Source organism: Enterococcus camelliae, from assembly GCF_042685105.1.
GTDB lineage: Bacteria > Bacillota > Bacilli > Lactobacillales > Enterococcaceae > Enterococcus_G > Enterococcus_G camelliae.
In genome coordinates, this window is sequence record NZ_JBHUMO010000009.1 from 1 (window position 1) to 15,472 (window position 15,472).

General features: G+C 41.9%; 17 protein-coding genes and 1 pseudogene. 9 read left to right on the plus strand and 9 right to left on the minus strand.

Annotated elements, in window-relative coordinates; all coding sequences use genetic code 11:
• From ACFSR0_RS01555 to ACFSR0_RS01570, 4 genes are all read left to right on the plus strand, one after another.
• Nucleotides 1–452: FGGY-family carbohydrate kinase (locus tag ACFSR0_RS01555; RefSeq protein WP_379979212.1), on the plus strand; the 452-nt coding region annotated here is incomplete at its 5' end.
• 5 nt (nucleotides 453–457) lie between these two features.
• Nucleotides 458–2,293 (plus strand): type 1 glycerol-3-phosphate oxidase, encoded by a 1,836-nt coding sequence (gene glpO / locus ACFSR0_RS01560; protein WP_379979214.1) that lies wholly within the window; start codon nucleotides 458–460, stop codon nucleotides 2,291–2,293.
• Between the two features lies 1 nt (nucleotide 2,294).
• Nucleotides 2,295–3,011: an MIP/aquaporin family protein gene (locus tag ACFSR0_RS01565; RefSeq protein WP_379979216.1), complete on the plus strand. Its 717-nt coding sequence runs from the start codon at nucleotides 2,295–2,297 to the stop codon at nucleotides 3,009–3,011.
• A gap of 111 nt (nucleotides 3,012–3,122) precedes the next feature.
• Complete coding sequence (locus ACFSR0_RS01570; protein WP_379979218.1) at nucleotides 3,123–3,959, plus strand: aldo/keto reductase; 837 nt, start codon at nucleotides 3,123–3,125, stop codon at nucleotides 3,957–3,959.
• Between the two features lie 63 nt (nucleotides 3,960–4,022).
• Here the strand turns inward: ACFSR0_RS01570 and ACFSR0_RS01575 are convergent, their stop codons facing one another.
• The 3 genes from ACFSR0_RS01575 to ACFSR0_RS01585 all read right to left on the minus strand — a co-directional run bounded on the left by ACFSR0_RS01575 (nucleotide 4,023) and on the right by ACFSR0_RS01585 (nucleotide 8,315).
• Nucleotides 4,023–5,363, minus strand: coding sequence for an amino acid permease (locus tag ACFSR0_RS01575; protein WP_379979220.1), 1,341 nt, complete (start codon nucleotides 5,361–5,363; stop codon nucleotides 4,023–4,025).
• A gap of 171 nt (nucleotides 5,364–5,534) precedes the next feature.
• Complete coding sequence (locus ACFSR0_RS01580; RefSeq protein ID WP_379979268.1) at nucleotides 5,535–5,798, minus strand: metal-sensitive transcriptional regulator; 264 nt, start codon at nucleotides 5,796–5,798, stop codon at nucleotides 5,535–5,537.
• Nucleotides 5,799–5,855: 57 nt separating this feature from the next.
• Complete coding sequence (locus ACFSR0_RS01585) at nucleotides 5,856–8,315, minus strand: FAD-dependent oxidoreductase (protein ID WP_379979222.1); 2,460 nt, start codon at nucleotides 8,313–8,315, stop codon at nucleotides 5,856–5,858.
• A gap of 152 nt (nucleotides 8,316–8,467) precedes the next feature.
• On the opposite strand from ACFSR0_RS01585, the gene ACFSR0_RS01590 reads away from it, so the two are divergent.
• Genes ACFSR0_RS01590 through trxA form a run of 4 tightly spaced genes read left to right on the plus strand, consistent with a single transcriptional unit; the run spans nucleotide 8,468 to nucleotide 11,046 of the window.
• Nucleotides 8,468–8,779 carry a rhodanese-like domain-containing protein gene (locus tag ACFSR0_RS01590; RefSeq protein WP_379979224.1) on the plus strand — a complete coding sequence of 104 codons (312 nt, stop codon included), beginning with the start codon at nucleotides 8,468–8,470 and terminating at the stop codon, nucleotides 8,777–8,779.
• Complete coding sequence (locus ACFSR0_RS01595; RefSeq protein ID WP_379979226.1) at nucleotides 8,780–10,429, plus strand: FAD-dependent oxidoreductase; 1,650 nt, start codon at nucleotides 8,780–8,782, stop codon at nucleotides 10,427–10,429.
• The gene (locus ACFSR0_RS01600; RefSeq protein ID WP_379979228.1) at nucleotides 10,422–10,721 is read left to right on the plus strand and encodes a rhodanese-like domain-containing protein; all 300 of its coding nucleotides are present in this window, start codon (nucleotides 10,422–10,424) and stop codon (nucleotides 10,719–10,721) included. Before ACFSR0_RS01595 ends, ACFSR0_RS01600 begins: the two co-directional genes overlap by 8 nt.
• A gap of 19 nt (nucleotides 10,722–10,740) precedes the next feature.
• Entirely contained in the window at nucleotides 10,741–11,046 is a 306-nt protein-coding gene (trxA, locus tag ACFSR0_RS01605; protein WP_379979230.1) for a thioredoxin, read from the plus strand.
• 63 nt (nucleotides 11,047–11,109) lie between these two features.
• Here trxA and ACFSR0_RS01610 read toward each other — a convergent pair whose 3' ends face one another.
• Nucleotides 11,110–11,979, minus strand: coding sequence for a LysR family transcriptional regulator (locus ACFSR0_RS01610; RefSeq protein WP_379979232.1), 870 nt, complete (start codon nucleotides 11,977–11,979; stop codon nucleotides 11,110–11,112).
• A 110-nt stretch (nucleotides 11,980–12,089) separates the two neighbouring features.
• On the opposite strand from ACFSR0_RS01610, the gene ACFSR0_RS01615 reads away from it, so the two are divergent.
• The gene (locus tag ACFSR0_RS01615; RefSeq protein WP_379979234.1) at nucleotides 12,090–13,103 is read left to right on the plus strand and encodes a YeiH family protein; all 1,014 of its coding nucleotides are present in this window, start codon (nucleotides 12,090–12,092) and stop codon (nucleotides 13,101–13,103) included.
• A gap of 77 nt (nucleotides 13,104–13,180) precedes the next feature.
• Here the strand turns inward: ACFSR0_RS01615 and ACFSR0_RS01620 are convergent, their stop codons facing one another.
• The 5 genes and pseudogenes from ACFSR0_RS01620 to ACFSR0_RS01640 all read right to left on the minus strand — a co-directional run bounded on the left by ACFSR0_RS01620 (nucleotide 13,181) and on the right by ACFSR0_RS01640 (nucleotide 15,470).
• Entirely contained in the window at nucleotides 13,181–13,378 is a 198-nt protein-coding gene (locus tag ACFSR0_RS01620; protein WP_379979236.1) for a hypothetical protein, read from the minus strand.
• Between the two features lie 567 nt (nucleotides 13,379–13,945).
• Nucleotides 13,946–14,584: a VTT domain-containing protein gene (locus ACFSR0_RS01625; protein WP_379979238.1), complete on the minus strand. Its 639-nt coding sequence runs from the start codon at nucleotides 14,582–14,584 to the stop codon at nucleotides 13,946–13,948.
• 82 nt (nucleotides 14,585–14,666) lie between these two features.
• Nucleotides 14,667–14,831: a DUF1569 domain-containing protein gene (locus tag ACFSR0_RS01630; RefSeq protein ID WP_379979240.1), complete on the minus strand. Its 165-nt coding sequence runs from the start codon at nucleotides 14,829–14,831 to the stop codon at nucleotides 14,667–14,669.
• Nucleotides 14,828–15,058: pseudogene (locus ACFSR0_RS01635) on the minus strand (DUF1569 domain-containing protein); the annotation flags it as partial. The gene ACFSR0_RS01630 and the pseudogene ACFSR0_RS01635, both read right to left, overlap by 4 nt.
• Nucleotides 15,059–15,143: 85 nt before the next feature.
• Nucleotides 15,144–15,470 carry an ArsR/SmtB family transcription factor gene (locus ACFSR0_RS01640; RefSeq protein ID WP_379979242.1) on the minus strand — a complete coding sequence of 109 codons (327 nt, stop codon included), beginning with the start codon at nucleotides 15,468–15,470 and terminating at the stop codon, nucleotides 15,144–15,146.
• Between the last annotated feature and the right edge of the window lie 2 nt (nucleotides 15,471–15,472).

Genomic DNA, 15,472 nt, shown 5'->3' on the forward strand with positions numbered 1-15,472 from the left:
ACACATTGATTTCTCAATATGCTGACTGTACGTTTTCGGAACTTGGTTCCGACGAGCGCTTACCCACAACTAAAGTCACGGGTGTGCGCGCTCGGTTCAATCAAGTAAAAGACATTATCGATACGATGAAAGAAGATGCAAAAATCGATATCCCAGTCTTAAAAGTAGATGGAGGAGCAGCCAATAATGGTTACCTAATGCAGTTCCAATCCGATATTTTGGATATTCCGATTCAACGGGCACAAAATCTTGAAACAACCGCTTTGGGCGCAGCATTTTTAGCGGGTCTAGCAGTGGGGTATTGGAAAGATACCGATGAAATCCGAGAATTCTACGAAGCAGGAAAATTATTTGAACCAGAAATGACCGCAGACAGAAGAGCGCATTTATACAAAGGCTGGCAGAGTGCAGTTGCAGCGACACGGACCTTCAAACCAAGTAACGAGGAGTGATAAGAATGACTTTTTCCATACATGACCGCAAAAAAATGTTGCAGCAATTACAAGAAACAGAATTAGATGTCCTAATTATTGGTGGCGGGATTACCGGGGCAGGGCTAGCAGTTCAGACCGCTGCCGCTAAAATGAAGACGGGCTTACTTGAAATGCAAGACTTTGCAGAAGGCACATCCTCTCGTTCGACAAAGCTCGTTCATGGCGGAATTCGTTACTTAAAAACATTTGATGTGGAAGTAGTGGCAGACACGGTCGGTGAGCGGGCCGTTATACAAGGGATTGCACCGCATATTCCAAAACCAGATCCAATGATTTTGCCTATTTATGACGATGAAGGGGCAACCACGTTTAACATGTTTTCAGTCAAAGTTGCGATGGACCTTTACGATCGACTAGCGAATGTCCAAGACACAGAGTATGCCAACTACCTATTAACTGCCTCCGAGGTATTGGAACGGGAACCACTGATTAAAAAAGAAGGGTTACAAGGTGCTGGCGTGTATTTGGATTACCGCAATAATGATTCTCGATTGGTCATTGACAATATGAAACGCGCGGTGGCAGATGGCGCTTTAGCTGTTAGCAAAATCAAAGTGACCGGCTTTTTATTTGAAGGGTCTCAAATTGTCGGCGTCAAAGCTCGGGATGAGTTATCAGGCGAGATGATTGAAATTCATGCCAAATATGTCGTGAATACAAGTGGTGCGTGGGCAGATAAAATTCGCAATTTAAACTTTAAACGGGCCATTATCCCACATATGCGTCCAACAAAAGGCGTGCATTTAGTCGTCGATGCCAAACGACTACCTGTGCCCCAACCCACTTATTTTGATACTGGAAAGCAAGATGGCCGGATGGTCTTTGCGATTCCAAGAGAAAAGAAAACCTATTTTGGAACGACTGATACCGACTATCAAGGGGATTATGAGCACCCCGAAGTAACCCAAAAAGACGTAGATTACCTACTGGATGTGATTAATTATCGTTATCCTGAAGCAAAGATTACCTTAGATGATATTGAAGCAAGCTGGGCAGGTATTCGGCCATTATTAAGCAATAATTCAGGTTCTGATTACAATGGAGGGGACAATGGCGCCATCTCAGATCGTAGCTTCCAACGTGTGCTCGATGTCGTTGAAGAATACAAGCGTCAAGAAATAACAAAAGGTGAAGTCGAACGAGTTTTAAATAATCTCGAAATGAGCCGCGAAGAAAAACACAGTTCTCCATCTTCGATATCCCGAGGTAGCTCACTCGAACGTGAAAAAGATGGCCTCATCAGCTTATCAGGAGGGAAAATCACCGACTATCGTAAGATGGCAGAAGGTGCCTTTAATTTATTACAAAAGCTCTTGAAAGAAGAACATCATCAAGAATTTACAGGAATTGACTCGAAGCATTACCCTATTTCAGGCGGGGACTTTGACCCGACAAAAGTCAAAGAAACCGTGGCAGAACTAGCAGAGATTGGTCAAGCAAAAGGCCTCTCAGCAGAAGATGCTACTTATATTGCTGATTTTTATGGCACCAATGCCACAATTATTTTTGATGCTATTGATACAATTGAACCCTTCGCAGGACTGTCATTGGCGGAATCGATTCGCCTATGGTATGCCTTGGAAGAGGAAATGACCTTAACGCCTGATGACTATATCGTACGGCGGACCAATCATTTATTATTCCAAAGAGAATCATTGGATGACATTCTTGCGGGGGTTGTCAATGGGATGGCGCAGTATTATGGTTGGTCAACAGAAGAGACCGAACAACACAACCAAGCGTTACAAGTAGTAATCGATGAGTCCGACTTAAAAAAATTAAAGGATAGAGGCAGATAAGATGACAGGAGAAAATGCGCAAATATTTAGTGAATTCATTGGAACAATGATTTTAATTCTATTAGGTGACGGGGTGTGTGCCGCGGTAAATTTAAATAAAAGTAAAGCACAAGGTTCGGGTTGGATTGTGATTGCCTTTGGTTGGGCCATGGCAGTTACGATGGCTGTCTTTATCGCTGGTTTTATGGGGCCGGCGCACTTGAATCCAGCAGTAACCTTAGCAATGGCGATGACGGGTGCAATTTCTTGGACTTTGTTTGTCCCTTTCGTCCTTGCACAATTACTGGGTGCGATAGTCGGAGCTGTCTTAGTGTGGCTAGCTTACTTGCCTCATTGGGCTGAAACCAAAGATCAAGGAGCCATTTTAGGCACGTTTGCTACAGGGCCAGCCATTCGCAATTACCCAGCCAATGTGGTCACTGAGACCATCGGGACCTTTGTGCTAGTCCTCGTGTTATTCGCCTTTGGTAAGACTGATTTTGCAGGGGGCACAAATGTCTTTGCAGTGGGCGCCTTGATTTTAGCAGCTGGTCTATCACTAGGAGGACCTACTGGCTATGCCATTAACCCAGCTCGTGACCTTGGTCCCCGGATTGCCCATCAAGTACTACCTATCTCAACGAAAGGAACCTCTGATTGGGCGTATTCTTGGGTACCAATCGCCGGTCCAATGATTGGGGCCGTGCTTGCAGTACTTGTCTTTCATATCATGGTGTAAGCATAGCTGTTCGAAGAGAGTGAAGCCTCACTCTCTTTTTTAGTTGAATCAAATCATTTACAGAAAAAAAGCTTCTGTGTTATCGTTAAATCAACAAGGGAGGTTTTTCGTATGACCGAAACAGAATTTTATTTGCTTGATGGTTACAAATTACCAAAAGTAGGTTTTGGAACCTATACTTTAAATGGTGCCACTGGGGTCAGAACAATTGAACAGGCAATCGTGAATGGCTATCGTTTGATTGACAGTGCGTTTAACTATGAAAATGAAGGGGCAGTTGGACAAGCCATTCGCAATAGTAGTGTTCCCCGTGATCAGATAACCGTAACGTCGAAACTACCTGGGCGTCACCATCACTACCAAGAAGCCTTGGACACGATTCAAGAGTCTATTTTACGAACCGGGTTGGATTATTTGGATTTGTATTTGATTCATTGGCCGAACCCCAAAGAAGATTTGTATGTAGAAGCGTGGCAAGCATTGATTGATGCCAAGAAATGGGGCTGGATTCGCTCGATTGGTGTCTGCAATTTTTTGCCTGACCATATTAAACGATTGGAAAAAGAAACCGGTGAATTACCAGTGGTCAATCAAATTGAGTTGCATCCGTTCTTTAATCAAGCCGAGCAACGCGCATTCGATGCATCCAAAGGAATTATTACGGAAGCATGGAGTCCTTTAGGCCGTGCCAGTGCAGTGTTAAAAAATGAAGTCATTGGAAAAATTGCCGAACAGCATGCTAAAACCATTCCACAAGTGATTTTACGATGGCAAGTGCAAAGCAATGTATTGCCCATTCCAAAAGCCAGTCATGCAAAAAGACAAGAACAAAACCTAGCCGTTTTTGACTTTGTGCTTTCAAAAGAAGAAATGGCAATTATCGATGGTTTGACCCAAGCAGATGGCCGAATTCAAAATCAAGATCCGGCTGTTTACCAAGAATTTTAATGAGCAAAAAAACAACCCGTTGTCCTCAAGTATGAGCGCAACGGGTTGTTTGGTTCGAGGACCTTATTGTTTGGTTCTCCAAGCTGCTAAACCATACAAAATAAGAAACCAAATGGGCATAATGTACAACGCTTGGCGAGTTTCTTTTTGCAAAAAGAGCACGAAAACGATAAAGAATAGGAATGCAAAAATGACGACTGTCGAAAGAGGATAGAAGGGCATTGCAAAATGCGAGTGACTCTTTTTTTGCTTCCGATAGCGAGAATGAGCCAAAACAATCATAAACCAAATGAAAAGAAAGCAAATGGTCGAAAGACTTGTGACCAAAGTAAACACACCAGCGGGCATAATCATATTCAAAAGAATGGCTAGGACAATGACGGCACTGGAGAAATAAATGGCTTGCGCAGGAACCAAATGTCGCGTTAACTGGCTATAGCGTTTAGGTGCATTGCCTTCCCGTGATAGGGAGTGCACCATGCGCCCGGTTGAGTAGATGGCTGAGTTGCAAGCGGACATGGCGGAACTTAAAACAACCAAATTAACAATCGTTGCCGCAGAAGCAATACCAATTTCAGAAAAAACCTCTACAAAAGGACTTTGACCACTAGTTAAAGAATTCCATGGATAAATCGACATAATAATTGCTAAGGCACCAATATAGAAAAGAATAATCCGAATGGGAATACTATTAATAGCTTTAGGAATCACCGTATCAGGATCTTTCGTTTCCCCCGCGACCAAACCAACGAGTTCAATTCCAACGAAGGCAAAAGTTGCCATTTGAAAAGATTTCAAAAAGCCATTCAGACCAGTTGGGAAAAATCCGCCGTGTGTCCAAATATTGGAAAACTGGACAGGACCTTGATCTGTTTGAAAATGAGTGAAAATTAACACCAACCCAACGGCAATCAAGCCGACAATGGCGATGATTTTTATCAGAGCAAACCAAAATTCCAACTCGCCAAAAATTCTAACAGCAATTAAATTCAAACCAACTAAGAGACACAAAATGAAAATTTCTGGTAACCAAGCCGGTAACTGCGGCAACCAATAACGAATATAGGTGCCGGTAGCAGTCAAGTCAGCCATGGCGATGGAAACCCAACAAAACCAATAGGTCCAGCCAGTGACAAATGCTGCTTTGGGGCCAAGATATTTCGCAATAAAGTCTATGAAGGAATGCTTTGAAGTATCCGATAGCAATAATTCACCCAAAGCCCGCATAATAAAAAAACAAACCGTGCCAACAATTGTATAGGCGAGTAAAATAGAAGGGCCAGCTAGTTGAATCGATGTACCAGATCCTAAAAATAAACCTGTTCCAATTGCCCCGCCGAGAGCAATTAGTTGCACGTGTCGATTTTTTAAACCGCGATCAAGTGTTCTTTTTTCTGTTTGCATCATATCATCCTAACTAAATTTAGTATCATCTTATTCTAATCTATCTAATAAAAAAAACAAATAGGAATTTTTCGTTAAGAAAATAAAGCCAACATAGCTCAGCTAACAAAAAATCCAGCAAAGGATGGAAAACCATCACTTCGCTGGATTACCCAAGCAAGTCGTACTTGTTTATTTTTTGATAATCATGTGAATTGCTTGTTGCATTTTTTGAGCCTGGTCTGTGGGATCTTGTTCCGGATTTTCTAAACAGTATTTTAAATTTTCAGCGACAATTAACCCCATCGCACGATCAATACTTGAGCGAACGGCACTGAGTTGAGTGATAATATCGATGCATTCCTTCTCATCTTCAATCATTTTTTGAATACCACGAATTTGCCCTTCCGTGCGACGCAAGCGATTCAACAGTTTTTTTTGCTCTGGTTGTTCCATCATACGCGGAGCTCCTTTCTCATAGTCAAATTTATCATACCTTATTTCTGCAAATTTTTAAATAAACAGGTTCAGATTGGCTTGTTGACTATCGCCTAGATAGGTTGCAACGCCACCGAATTCAACAAAATCAAATAATTCATCTTTTTCAACACCCATAATATCCATACTCATTGTACAAGCAACAAATTTAACACCTAATTGGTGGGCTTGTTCAATCATATCTGGCAAAGCCGTAACATTTTTCTTTTTCATCACTGTTTGAATCATTTTCCGACCCATGCCACCCATGTTCATTGAAGAAAGCGGCAAATGATTGGCATCTTTCGGCAACATCCAATCAAAAATTTTGGCCATCCCACTTTTCGCAACGGGTTGTTTTTTCAGAATGCTAAGTCCCCAGAAGGTAAAGAAAATGGTCACGTTCTTGCCCATTGCAGCTGCACCAGAAGCGATAATCATGGAAGCCAGTGCTTTGTCGAAGTCACCACTGAAAACAACCATGGTCGCACCCTCTTTTGTTTCGGTCAACACACCTTCTTGTGGTAGCGCTGTGGGTGTCGATGGAGCCACCGAATTTCCTTTGGCAATGGTCGCAATCACTTTGTTGCCCGAAAGTGTATTGGACACAAGGGTATTCCCAGTATGTTTCGCCCAAGATTCAATGTCGGCGTAAAAGCCAAAATCACTGGCAGTGACTTGCAACGTATCACCAGTCGACAGTTGATCCATCCGTTCTTTGACTTTTAAAATAGGGCCCGGACATTGTAGACCACAAGCATCCAGCTCAAAAGAAGTAGCCGTTGTTGCTTGCGTGCTCGTTTGATTCGCTGAAGAAACAGATTGTTGAACCATTGGCGGACGATTTTGTAGTTGGTAATGCCCAATTTTGTAAGTTTTGAATCCACCATCTAGATTTTTGACTGTAAAACCAGCTTGCATCAGGATGCGGGCTGCATTGTAACCCCGTTGACCAACTTGGCAAAATACATAGATGGTCTGATCTTTTGGTAACTCATCCAATCGTTGGCGCAATTGATTAAGCGGAATCAGCGTACTAGTCGGGAAGGTCCCTAAAGCCAACTCAAATTCTTCACGAACATCCAGAAAATAAGCATGATTGGCTAACAATTCGTCTACCTCAGACCATTGGATGGTGGCCACACGATTTGTCATCATATTGTCTGCTGTATAGCCCAACATGTTTACTGGATCTTTGGCACTTGAATAAGGAGGTGCATAAGACAATTCCAGGGACGCCAGTTGATCAGCAGTTGCGCCTAGCTTCATTGCTGTGGCCAAGACATCGATTCGTTTTTCGACCCCTTCGACCCCAATACCTTGCGCACCATACAAGACGCCAGAAGGGCTGAAAAGTAATTTTAAGTGGATCGGACTAGCATCTGGATAGTAGCCAGCATGTGAATTAGGATGAATATGAATGCTTTCATAAGGCAGTTTTTTGGCCTTTAATAACCGTTCCGTGTTGCCAGTTGAAGCGGCGGTTAATTCAAAAATTTTCGCTACCGAAGTTCCCTGGGTGACATCGTAGCTAGCTGGAATGTCATTGATAATATCAGCAACCAAGCGTCCTTGACGATTCGCTGGCCAAGCCAATGGGATGTGCGTCGGCGTATGCTCAACAAAATCTTGCACTTCAATGACATCGCCAATCGCATAGATATCTGGGAAATTTGTTTGCAGCTGATCATTGACTTTAATGGCTTGTTTGAGTCCTAGCTCAATGCCGCATTCTTTTGCCAAATGGCTTTCAGGAACGACCCCAATCGATAAAATCGTTAAATCACTTGAAAGCACAGTGCCACTTGTTAGAATCAACTTTTTGCCTTGTTCATCAAAGGCCTTCAACCCATCATTTAGGTAGAGTTGCACACCATGCAGCTGAATTTGCGCATGTAGCTGTTGGGCCATTTCAAAGTCAATATTTGGCATAACTTGTGGGGACATTTCAATCAGTTGAACTTGAATGCCTAATTCTGTCAAATTTTCCATCATTTCTAAGCCGATAAACCCACCACCGATAATGGCCGCTGTTTTCACCTGTTTTTGTTCAATATAGGTCTTGATTTGGTCCATATCCGGAATATTTCTTAACGTAAAGACATTCGTCGCTTCCGCTAACCCAGGTATTTTGGGGGTGATTGCGCGTGCACCTGTCGAAATAATTAATTGATCAAAGCTTTCTTCATAAGATTCATTGGTTTGATGATTAAAAACACTGACCGTATGTTCTTCAGGATGAATCGCCGTAACTTCTGAAAAATTACGAATATCCAAATGATATTGCTCATTCATCCCCGTAACGGTTTGGAGTAACAATTGATCGCGTTCTTTAATGGTGCCTCCAATATAATAAGGCAATCCACAATTGGCAAAAGAAATGTATTCCCCTTTTTCAAACAACACAATTTCGTCGGTTTCACTTAGTCTTCTCAACCTTGTAGCTGCGGTAGCGCCACCAGCTACACCACCAATAATGACAATTTTTTTTGACATAATACCCTCCGTTAATCTTTTTATTTGCATTATACCGCTTGGGGTATAATAGTCAAGCGAACGTTCAGGAAAAAAACAAATACATTTTGGTTGACATTCTTTATAGATAAGGTTTTAATATACCCTATAAGGTATACAAAGGAGGAAAAAAGATGTTTTCACTGTTTCAAAAAATACCAACGATTAGCACACAAGAATTAGCCAAAAAACTACCTGAGAACATTGAATTACTGGATGTTCGCACACCCCAGGAATACCGTTCGGGGCATATAGCCAAAGCAAAAAATGTTCCATTAAATAAAGTTGGCGGGTATACAGCAAAAGCAGATCAGGTCTACGTTATTTGTCAATCAGGCATGCGAAGCAAGCAAGCAGCCAAAGTTTTAATGAAAAAAGGATACGATGTTGTGAATGTCCGTGGGGGTATGAATCTCTGGACAGGTAGAACAGTAGGAGGAAAATAAATGAAAATTGTGATTATTGGTGGCGTGGCCGGGGGAATGTCCGCAGCAACACGCTTGCGTCGTTTAATGGAAGATGCGGAGATTATTATTTTTGAAAAAGGCCCGTTTGTTTCTTTTGCCAATTGTGGCTTACCTTATTACGTATCAGGCGAAATCGCTAATCGGGAATCTTTGTTGGTACAAACACCCGAAAGTCTGAAAGCTCGTTTCCAATTAGATGTTCGTCCGATGCATGAAGTAGTCGCCATCGAACCAGAAAAGAAAACCGTGACGGTCAAACATAACGGCGTAGAAACAAGCGAAACATATGATCGCCTTATCTTGTCGCCAGGAGCGAAACCATTTGTCCCACCAATCGCTGGATTAGAAACGGCGACCAATGTTCATTCTTTGCGAAATGTCCCAGACTTAGATGCGATTATGCAACAAATCACTGCTGATACCAAACAAGCAGTTGTGATTGGAGCCGGCTTCATCGGCTTAGAAATGGCTGAAAATCTAAAGAAACGTGGGTTAGCGGTAACGATTGTTGAAAAAGCCCCTCACGTTTTACCACCATTGGATGAAGAAATGGCTGCTTTTGTTCAAAATGAATTGAACCGTGAAGGCATTCTCGTGAAAACAGGTGATTCAGCTATTGAATTCAAGGAAAACGGTCAAAAAGTTGTCTTAGAAAGTGGCGAAGTCCTTTCTTCAGACCTCACGATTCTTTCGGTGGGGGTTCAACCCGAAACGACATTAGCGAAAGAAGCCGGATTGACTTTAGGTTTACGTGGGGGAATCGTCGTTAACGAACGATACCAAACCAGCGACCCAGCAATCTATGCAGTTGGCGATGCCATTGTAGTCAAACAACAAATTACCGATACGGATGCATTAATTGCATTGGCCTCACCAGCGAATCGCCAAGGACGCCAAGTAGCTGATGTGATTGCAGGCTTAAATCGTTCCAACCGCGGCAGTATCGGAACAGCTATTGTTCGCGTATTTGAACAAACGGCCGCATCAACTGGTTTGAGTGAACGAGTGGTCAAACAAGCGGGATTACCAGTGGCAGTTGTCCATGTTTCAGGCAAAGACCATGCGGGGTATTATCCAGGAGCCACCGATATTTTGTTGAAGCTCGTTTTTAATCCTGAAACCGGTGAAATTTATGGGGCACAAGGGATTGGTCAAAAAGGAGTCGACAAACGAATTGATATATTAGCTACCGCCATCAAGAGTAATTTGACTATTTTCGATTTACCTGAACTTGAATTTACGTATGCACCACCTTTTGGCTCAGCCAAAGACCCAGTTAATATGCTCGGTTATGCAGCGATGAATCTGGCAGAGGGCTTAAGTGAATCGATTCAATGGTATCAACTAAAAGAAGAATTGGCGAAAGGTAAGCAGTTGCTTGATGTTCGTAATACATCTGAACTTGCACAAGGGGCTTTTCCAAACGCGACTCATATCCCATTGAATGAATTGTGCGATCGATTGGCGGAACTGGATCCAGCACAAGAATGGATTGTCAGCTGCCACAGCGGGCTACGTAGTTACGTAGCGGAACGACTATTAAAACAACATGGATTCCATGTAAAAAATCTTGACGGTGCCTTTGCTTTATACCACGCCGTTTTACCGGAGGAATTAGTATATGTTTAGTTCAATTTCAATGCCAGAATTTTACCAAAAAACCAAGAAAGAACCCTTAACAATTATTGATGTTCGTGAAAAAGAAGAGTACGATTATGGGCATGTTCCGACAGCTACGAATCTACCATTGAGCGAATTGGCGGCCTCTTACCAAACCTTAGAAAAAGGGCAAGAGTATTTTATTATCTGTCAAACAGGTGGACGCTCAGCGACAGCTTGCCAATTTTTGGGAAATCAAGGGTACCAAGTAGTCAACGTAATGGGTGGCACTTCAGCTTGGATGGGACAACTAGAAGCATAAAAAGGGAGAGGACAGAAGGATGGAAGAATTAACAAATCAAACGTTTGATGCAGCAATTGCAAGCGGGCTAACGTTGGTCGATTTTTGGGCCGTCTGGTGTGGACCTTGTCGGATGCAGACCCCAATTTTGGAAGAATTGAGCCGTGAATTATCTGATAACCAAAAAATTGCGAAAGTGAATGTTGATCAACAAAGAGACTTGGCATTAAAATTTGGAATTCAGAGTATTCCGACAATCTTAGTTTTTCAAGATGGTCGCTTGGTGGATCGTCTGATTGGGGTACGAATGAAAGATGAGCTGAAACAAATCGTGAACGAGTATTAATTGTTGCGGCCACCGTTTCAGAACAGGTTGCTAATGAAACGTCGAATGACTAGTTGCTAGGGACTAGTCATCCGACGTTTTTTCATGCGATCCAGTTGCCGTTTCTTCGAGGAGGGCGGCTTGACCTTGTTTTTTCCATTTGAGGATGGCCTGGACATAGGGCGCGGACGCTTTCGCTTCTTGAACGTTTGCATGGAGCAGGTAAAACCAACGTTGATAGTTTGGACCGAGTGGCCGATACGCCAGATGACTTGCTGCACGCTGGGAGACAATGGAACGACCAAAGCCTTTTTTTAGTAAAGCCAAAATTATTTCATTGTTTTCAATGGTTACACTCGGTTCTTGGATATTTTGTTCTTCAAAATAGCGTTTGGTGTAGTAGTAAACGCCAGAAGACGATTCCCGTATCAACCATGGACCGTTAGAGGTATCAACCAACACAAGCTGGTCAACAAATAGAGGGGTTCGTTGGACGGCATGACTAGCTAGTGGCTTTTCAATCACGCCCAAATCAATTTCATGATGTTCCATCGCCTGCAATACTTCCCAAGAATTCAGTTGCTTTACTTGAAAATGAGTATTGGGAAATTGGTGATAGAGGAAAATTAATAGTTCTGGTAAAAGGTAGACAGCAAACGTGTGTGAGATGCCTAATGTCAATCGTGCTTGCTTTAATTGGTTCTCTTGCAAGGTTTCTTGGACTTGTTGCCAATTTTCGACAATGGTTAATGTCGTCTGATAAAGAGTATCGGCAGCGGGAGTCACCTGAATGTCGGTTCGGCCATTGCGCGTAAACAAGGAGCAGCCGATTTCTTGCTCCAATTGGCGAATATGGGTTGAAACCGTGGGCTGGCTGACAAATAACAGTTCCGCTGCTTTAGAGAAACTCCGTGTTTCGTAAACAACTTTGAATGTTTCCAGTAATTTGAACATAATAGACCCCTTACATTATAAAAATGAATAATAACTATTATATCAATAAATCCTATCAATAGTAAAATTAGGCTATAATAAGCACATCAAAAAAATGAGGAGCTTGATAAATGATTACCAAGATGCAAAAGAACTATTTACCAATATTGCCAGGCTTAGGATTATCTTTCATCGTTGCAGTTATAGCGAAACTACTTGCACTTATTTTCCCAACAATTGGTGGCGCAACGATAGCGATTCTGATGGGCATCTTTTTAGGAAATACGTATTTTAAACAACCCAACTTGGCGGTTGGAACAAAATTTTCGGAAAGTCGGTTACTTGAGTATTCAGTTGTCCTATTGGGCTTGACAGTGACCTTTCAAACGATTAGCGAGATGGGCTGGAAAGGGGTCGTGTATGTTCTCTGTATGATGACAATTGTCATTAGTGGAACGTACTGGGTTGGCACCAAAATTGGCTTTGGGCAAAAAATGACCTTGATGATGGCTGGTGGAAATGCGGTCTGTGGCTCATCAGCTATCGGTGCCATCGCCCCAGCTATCAAGGCAGACGACCAAGAAAAAGGCCAAATTATTACCTTAGTTAATCTATTGGGGACTGTCATGATGTTGGTCTTACCGATCATTGGAGTCAAATTTTTCGCGCATGATTATTTGGCCCAAAGTGCACTCATGGGTGGGACCTTACAGTCAGTCGGCCAAGTGGTAGCAGGAGCAAGCTTGATCAGTAGCAAAGTGGTCCAATATGCAATGCTTTTTAAAATTGTCCGAATCTTAATGTTAGTTGTCGTCGTTTTTCTCTTTGAAAAAATCGCCGCCAAAAACGATGCCACCATTAAAACAAGTAAGGAAGGCAAACGAAAAATGCCTATCCCTTGGTATGTGGCCGGCTTTCTATTGCTATGTATTGTCAATAGTAGCTTTGGCTTGCCGAGTGTCTTTAATACCACTGCTCATTTTTTAAGTACGTGGTTTGAAACCATCGCCTTAGCAGCAATAGGGTTACGATTAGACTTTCAGAAATTTAGGAAAGAAGGCCCACAATTTTTAGCTTTTGGAGCCGCTGTTGGAAGCATCCAAACAATTGCGGCATTGATACTACTATCGCTATTACACTTATAAAAAAACTCATTCGTTGAATCAAGAGAATCCACGTACAGATAGTCTTGGTCAACCAAATGAGCAAGAAAAGCCGGCGATTATTTCGCTGGCTTCTTTTTGCTTTTTTTAAGGGTTAGCAGCGTTAGCGGCAAGGTTAATACAATGTAACCAATCACGCTCAAGATAAGAATCGTTCCCCAGAAACTAGTGATATTTAGCCAAATGATGCAGCGATAGCTAACGACGACCGATAAGACATAAAAACAAAAAAGTTGCACAAATCGCTTGATATTCATACATTGTCACACTTCTTTTTTCAATATACGGGTGTTGCCAGTTTTTTCAAGGCATTCTTGCTTTCCTTAAGTCGGTAGAACGCGAATGCTTTTGAAAAAAAGCTCAAAAAATACGCATCCTTCGAAAAGGGTAAGGAAAAAGCGAGTATTTTTTTCGAAGAAGGCTGCTTAGTTACGCTTGGAAGAATACCACTTCTTAGCCATTCGATACAAACTGGAGGTCAAGAAGTAGAGTATCAACGCAATGAAAACAAATTCAAAAAAGAAAACCATCACTTTTAAATTATAGCCAAACTTAAGAAAAAGAAGCCACAAAAAACTGAATAGGACGAATTTCCCCGTTGTTGACAGTTTGCGGACCAACAACCATTCCAAAAAATCTTCATGCTTCTCTTTGTTCGTTTTGTATTCTTTCCATAAGTTCATGTGGAATCGCTCTCCCGCAAAAATGACATTCTTAGAATTGAAAAGCTTACTTGGATGATTCTGTCCTAGCATCCTTGAAACAAAAGGTGTAGTTCACCGATGACTGTTTGAAAAAAAGCAGGCTCACTCACCCGTGCGATGTTAACGAGGACTACGTTGCTTCTTCACCAAGGTCACCACAATTGGAATCATTGATACAGCTACAATGCCAATCATAATGAGGGAAAAATGATCATTTACAACGGGAATGGAGCCTAGAAAATAACCAGCAAATAACCCAATGGCAGTCCAACAAAGGGCACCAATAATGTTGTAGAAACTAAACAAGCGCCAACTCATCTGACTTGCACCCGCTATAAATGGAATAAACGTGCGAATAAAAGGGAGAAAACGGCCAATAAAAATGGTATGTTTGCCTTTTTCGTTAAAAAAATGTTCTGCACGTTGGACTTCTTCTTGACGAATAAATCGGGCCAATTTCCCTTCATAAAGCATATGTAAGCCAAAAGTGCGACCAATCCAATAATTGGCCATATCACCTAGAGTGGCCGCAACCAATGCTGTCAAAAATAAGGTTGGTAAGTGAAGAACTTGGCTACCAACTGCTGCAAGGGCACCTGCCGCGAAAAGCAAGGAATCTCCGGGTAAAAAAGGAAAGACAACCACACCAGTTTCCACAAAAATAATCAAGAATAAAATGGGGTAAATCCCCCAACCATATTGATTAACTAAAGCCAGTAAATGAGTATCGACATGTAATAAAAAATCAATAATTGCCACTTTATTTCGCTCCTTTTGATAATGGGTTCCTTTTTATAGTAATCAATTTTAGCAAAAAGTGCTAGTTAAAGTGACAAAAAAACTAAACCTCTGTAAATTGGAGGGTGTCAGCTTTGATTTCTTGGAAATGATCGGCAATATGAAGGGCAAAATAGGTTGCATACTCCTCTTTACTCATCGCACCAAAGACACCATGCTCATGCAGTGGACCATTCCATGCTTGGAAACGATGGATGGAATCAATCAATGCTTGGATGCCATCAATGGTAATCCATTGTGAGCAATCGGAGCACCATCGGCTACCGGAGCTTTAAGGTTGTGGGACATTTTCTTTTCGGTTAAAAAATTTTTGACCACTTTTTTGCCAATCGTTTGTCGGATAAATTTTGGTTTCATTTCAGGATAACCCGTCATCGAATAGTCAATCGTTTGTGCACAATGCAGGCAAATTTCATAGACATTCCAGTTTTTGGTGCAGACAGATTCATTTTCTTTTCATTGTTCCAAAATGTTAAGGGCTTCATCCAGTGAAGCGAATTGATGAGGAATTTGTTTTTGTTCAATCATGTTCGTGTTCTGCTTCTAGTGAAAGTTCTTCTTCTAAATTTGCAACCAAGGTTTTTAATTGATTGGTCGCTTCGGTTAGATGCAGTTGATAAAATTGTTCCGTGCCTATTTTCGTGGCCGATACAATCCCCACGATTTTCAACGTTTGTAAATGATGGGAAATGGCTGAACGAGAAAGAGCAGAGCTCGCAACAATTTCTTTCACGGTCAATCGCCCTTTTTCTGAAAGTAAGGCAACAATATCTTGACGGTGCGGATCCAATAATGCTTGAAATACGGGAATGCATTCACGAAAACTGTGCAATGTTTTTTGATCCATCA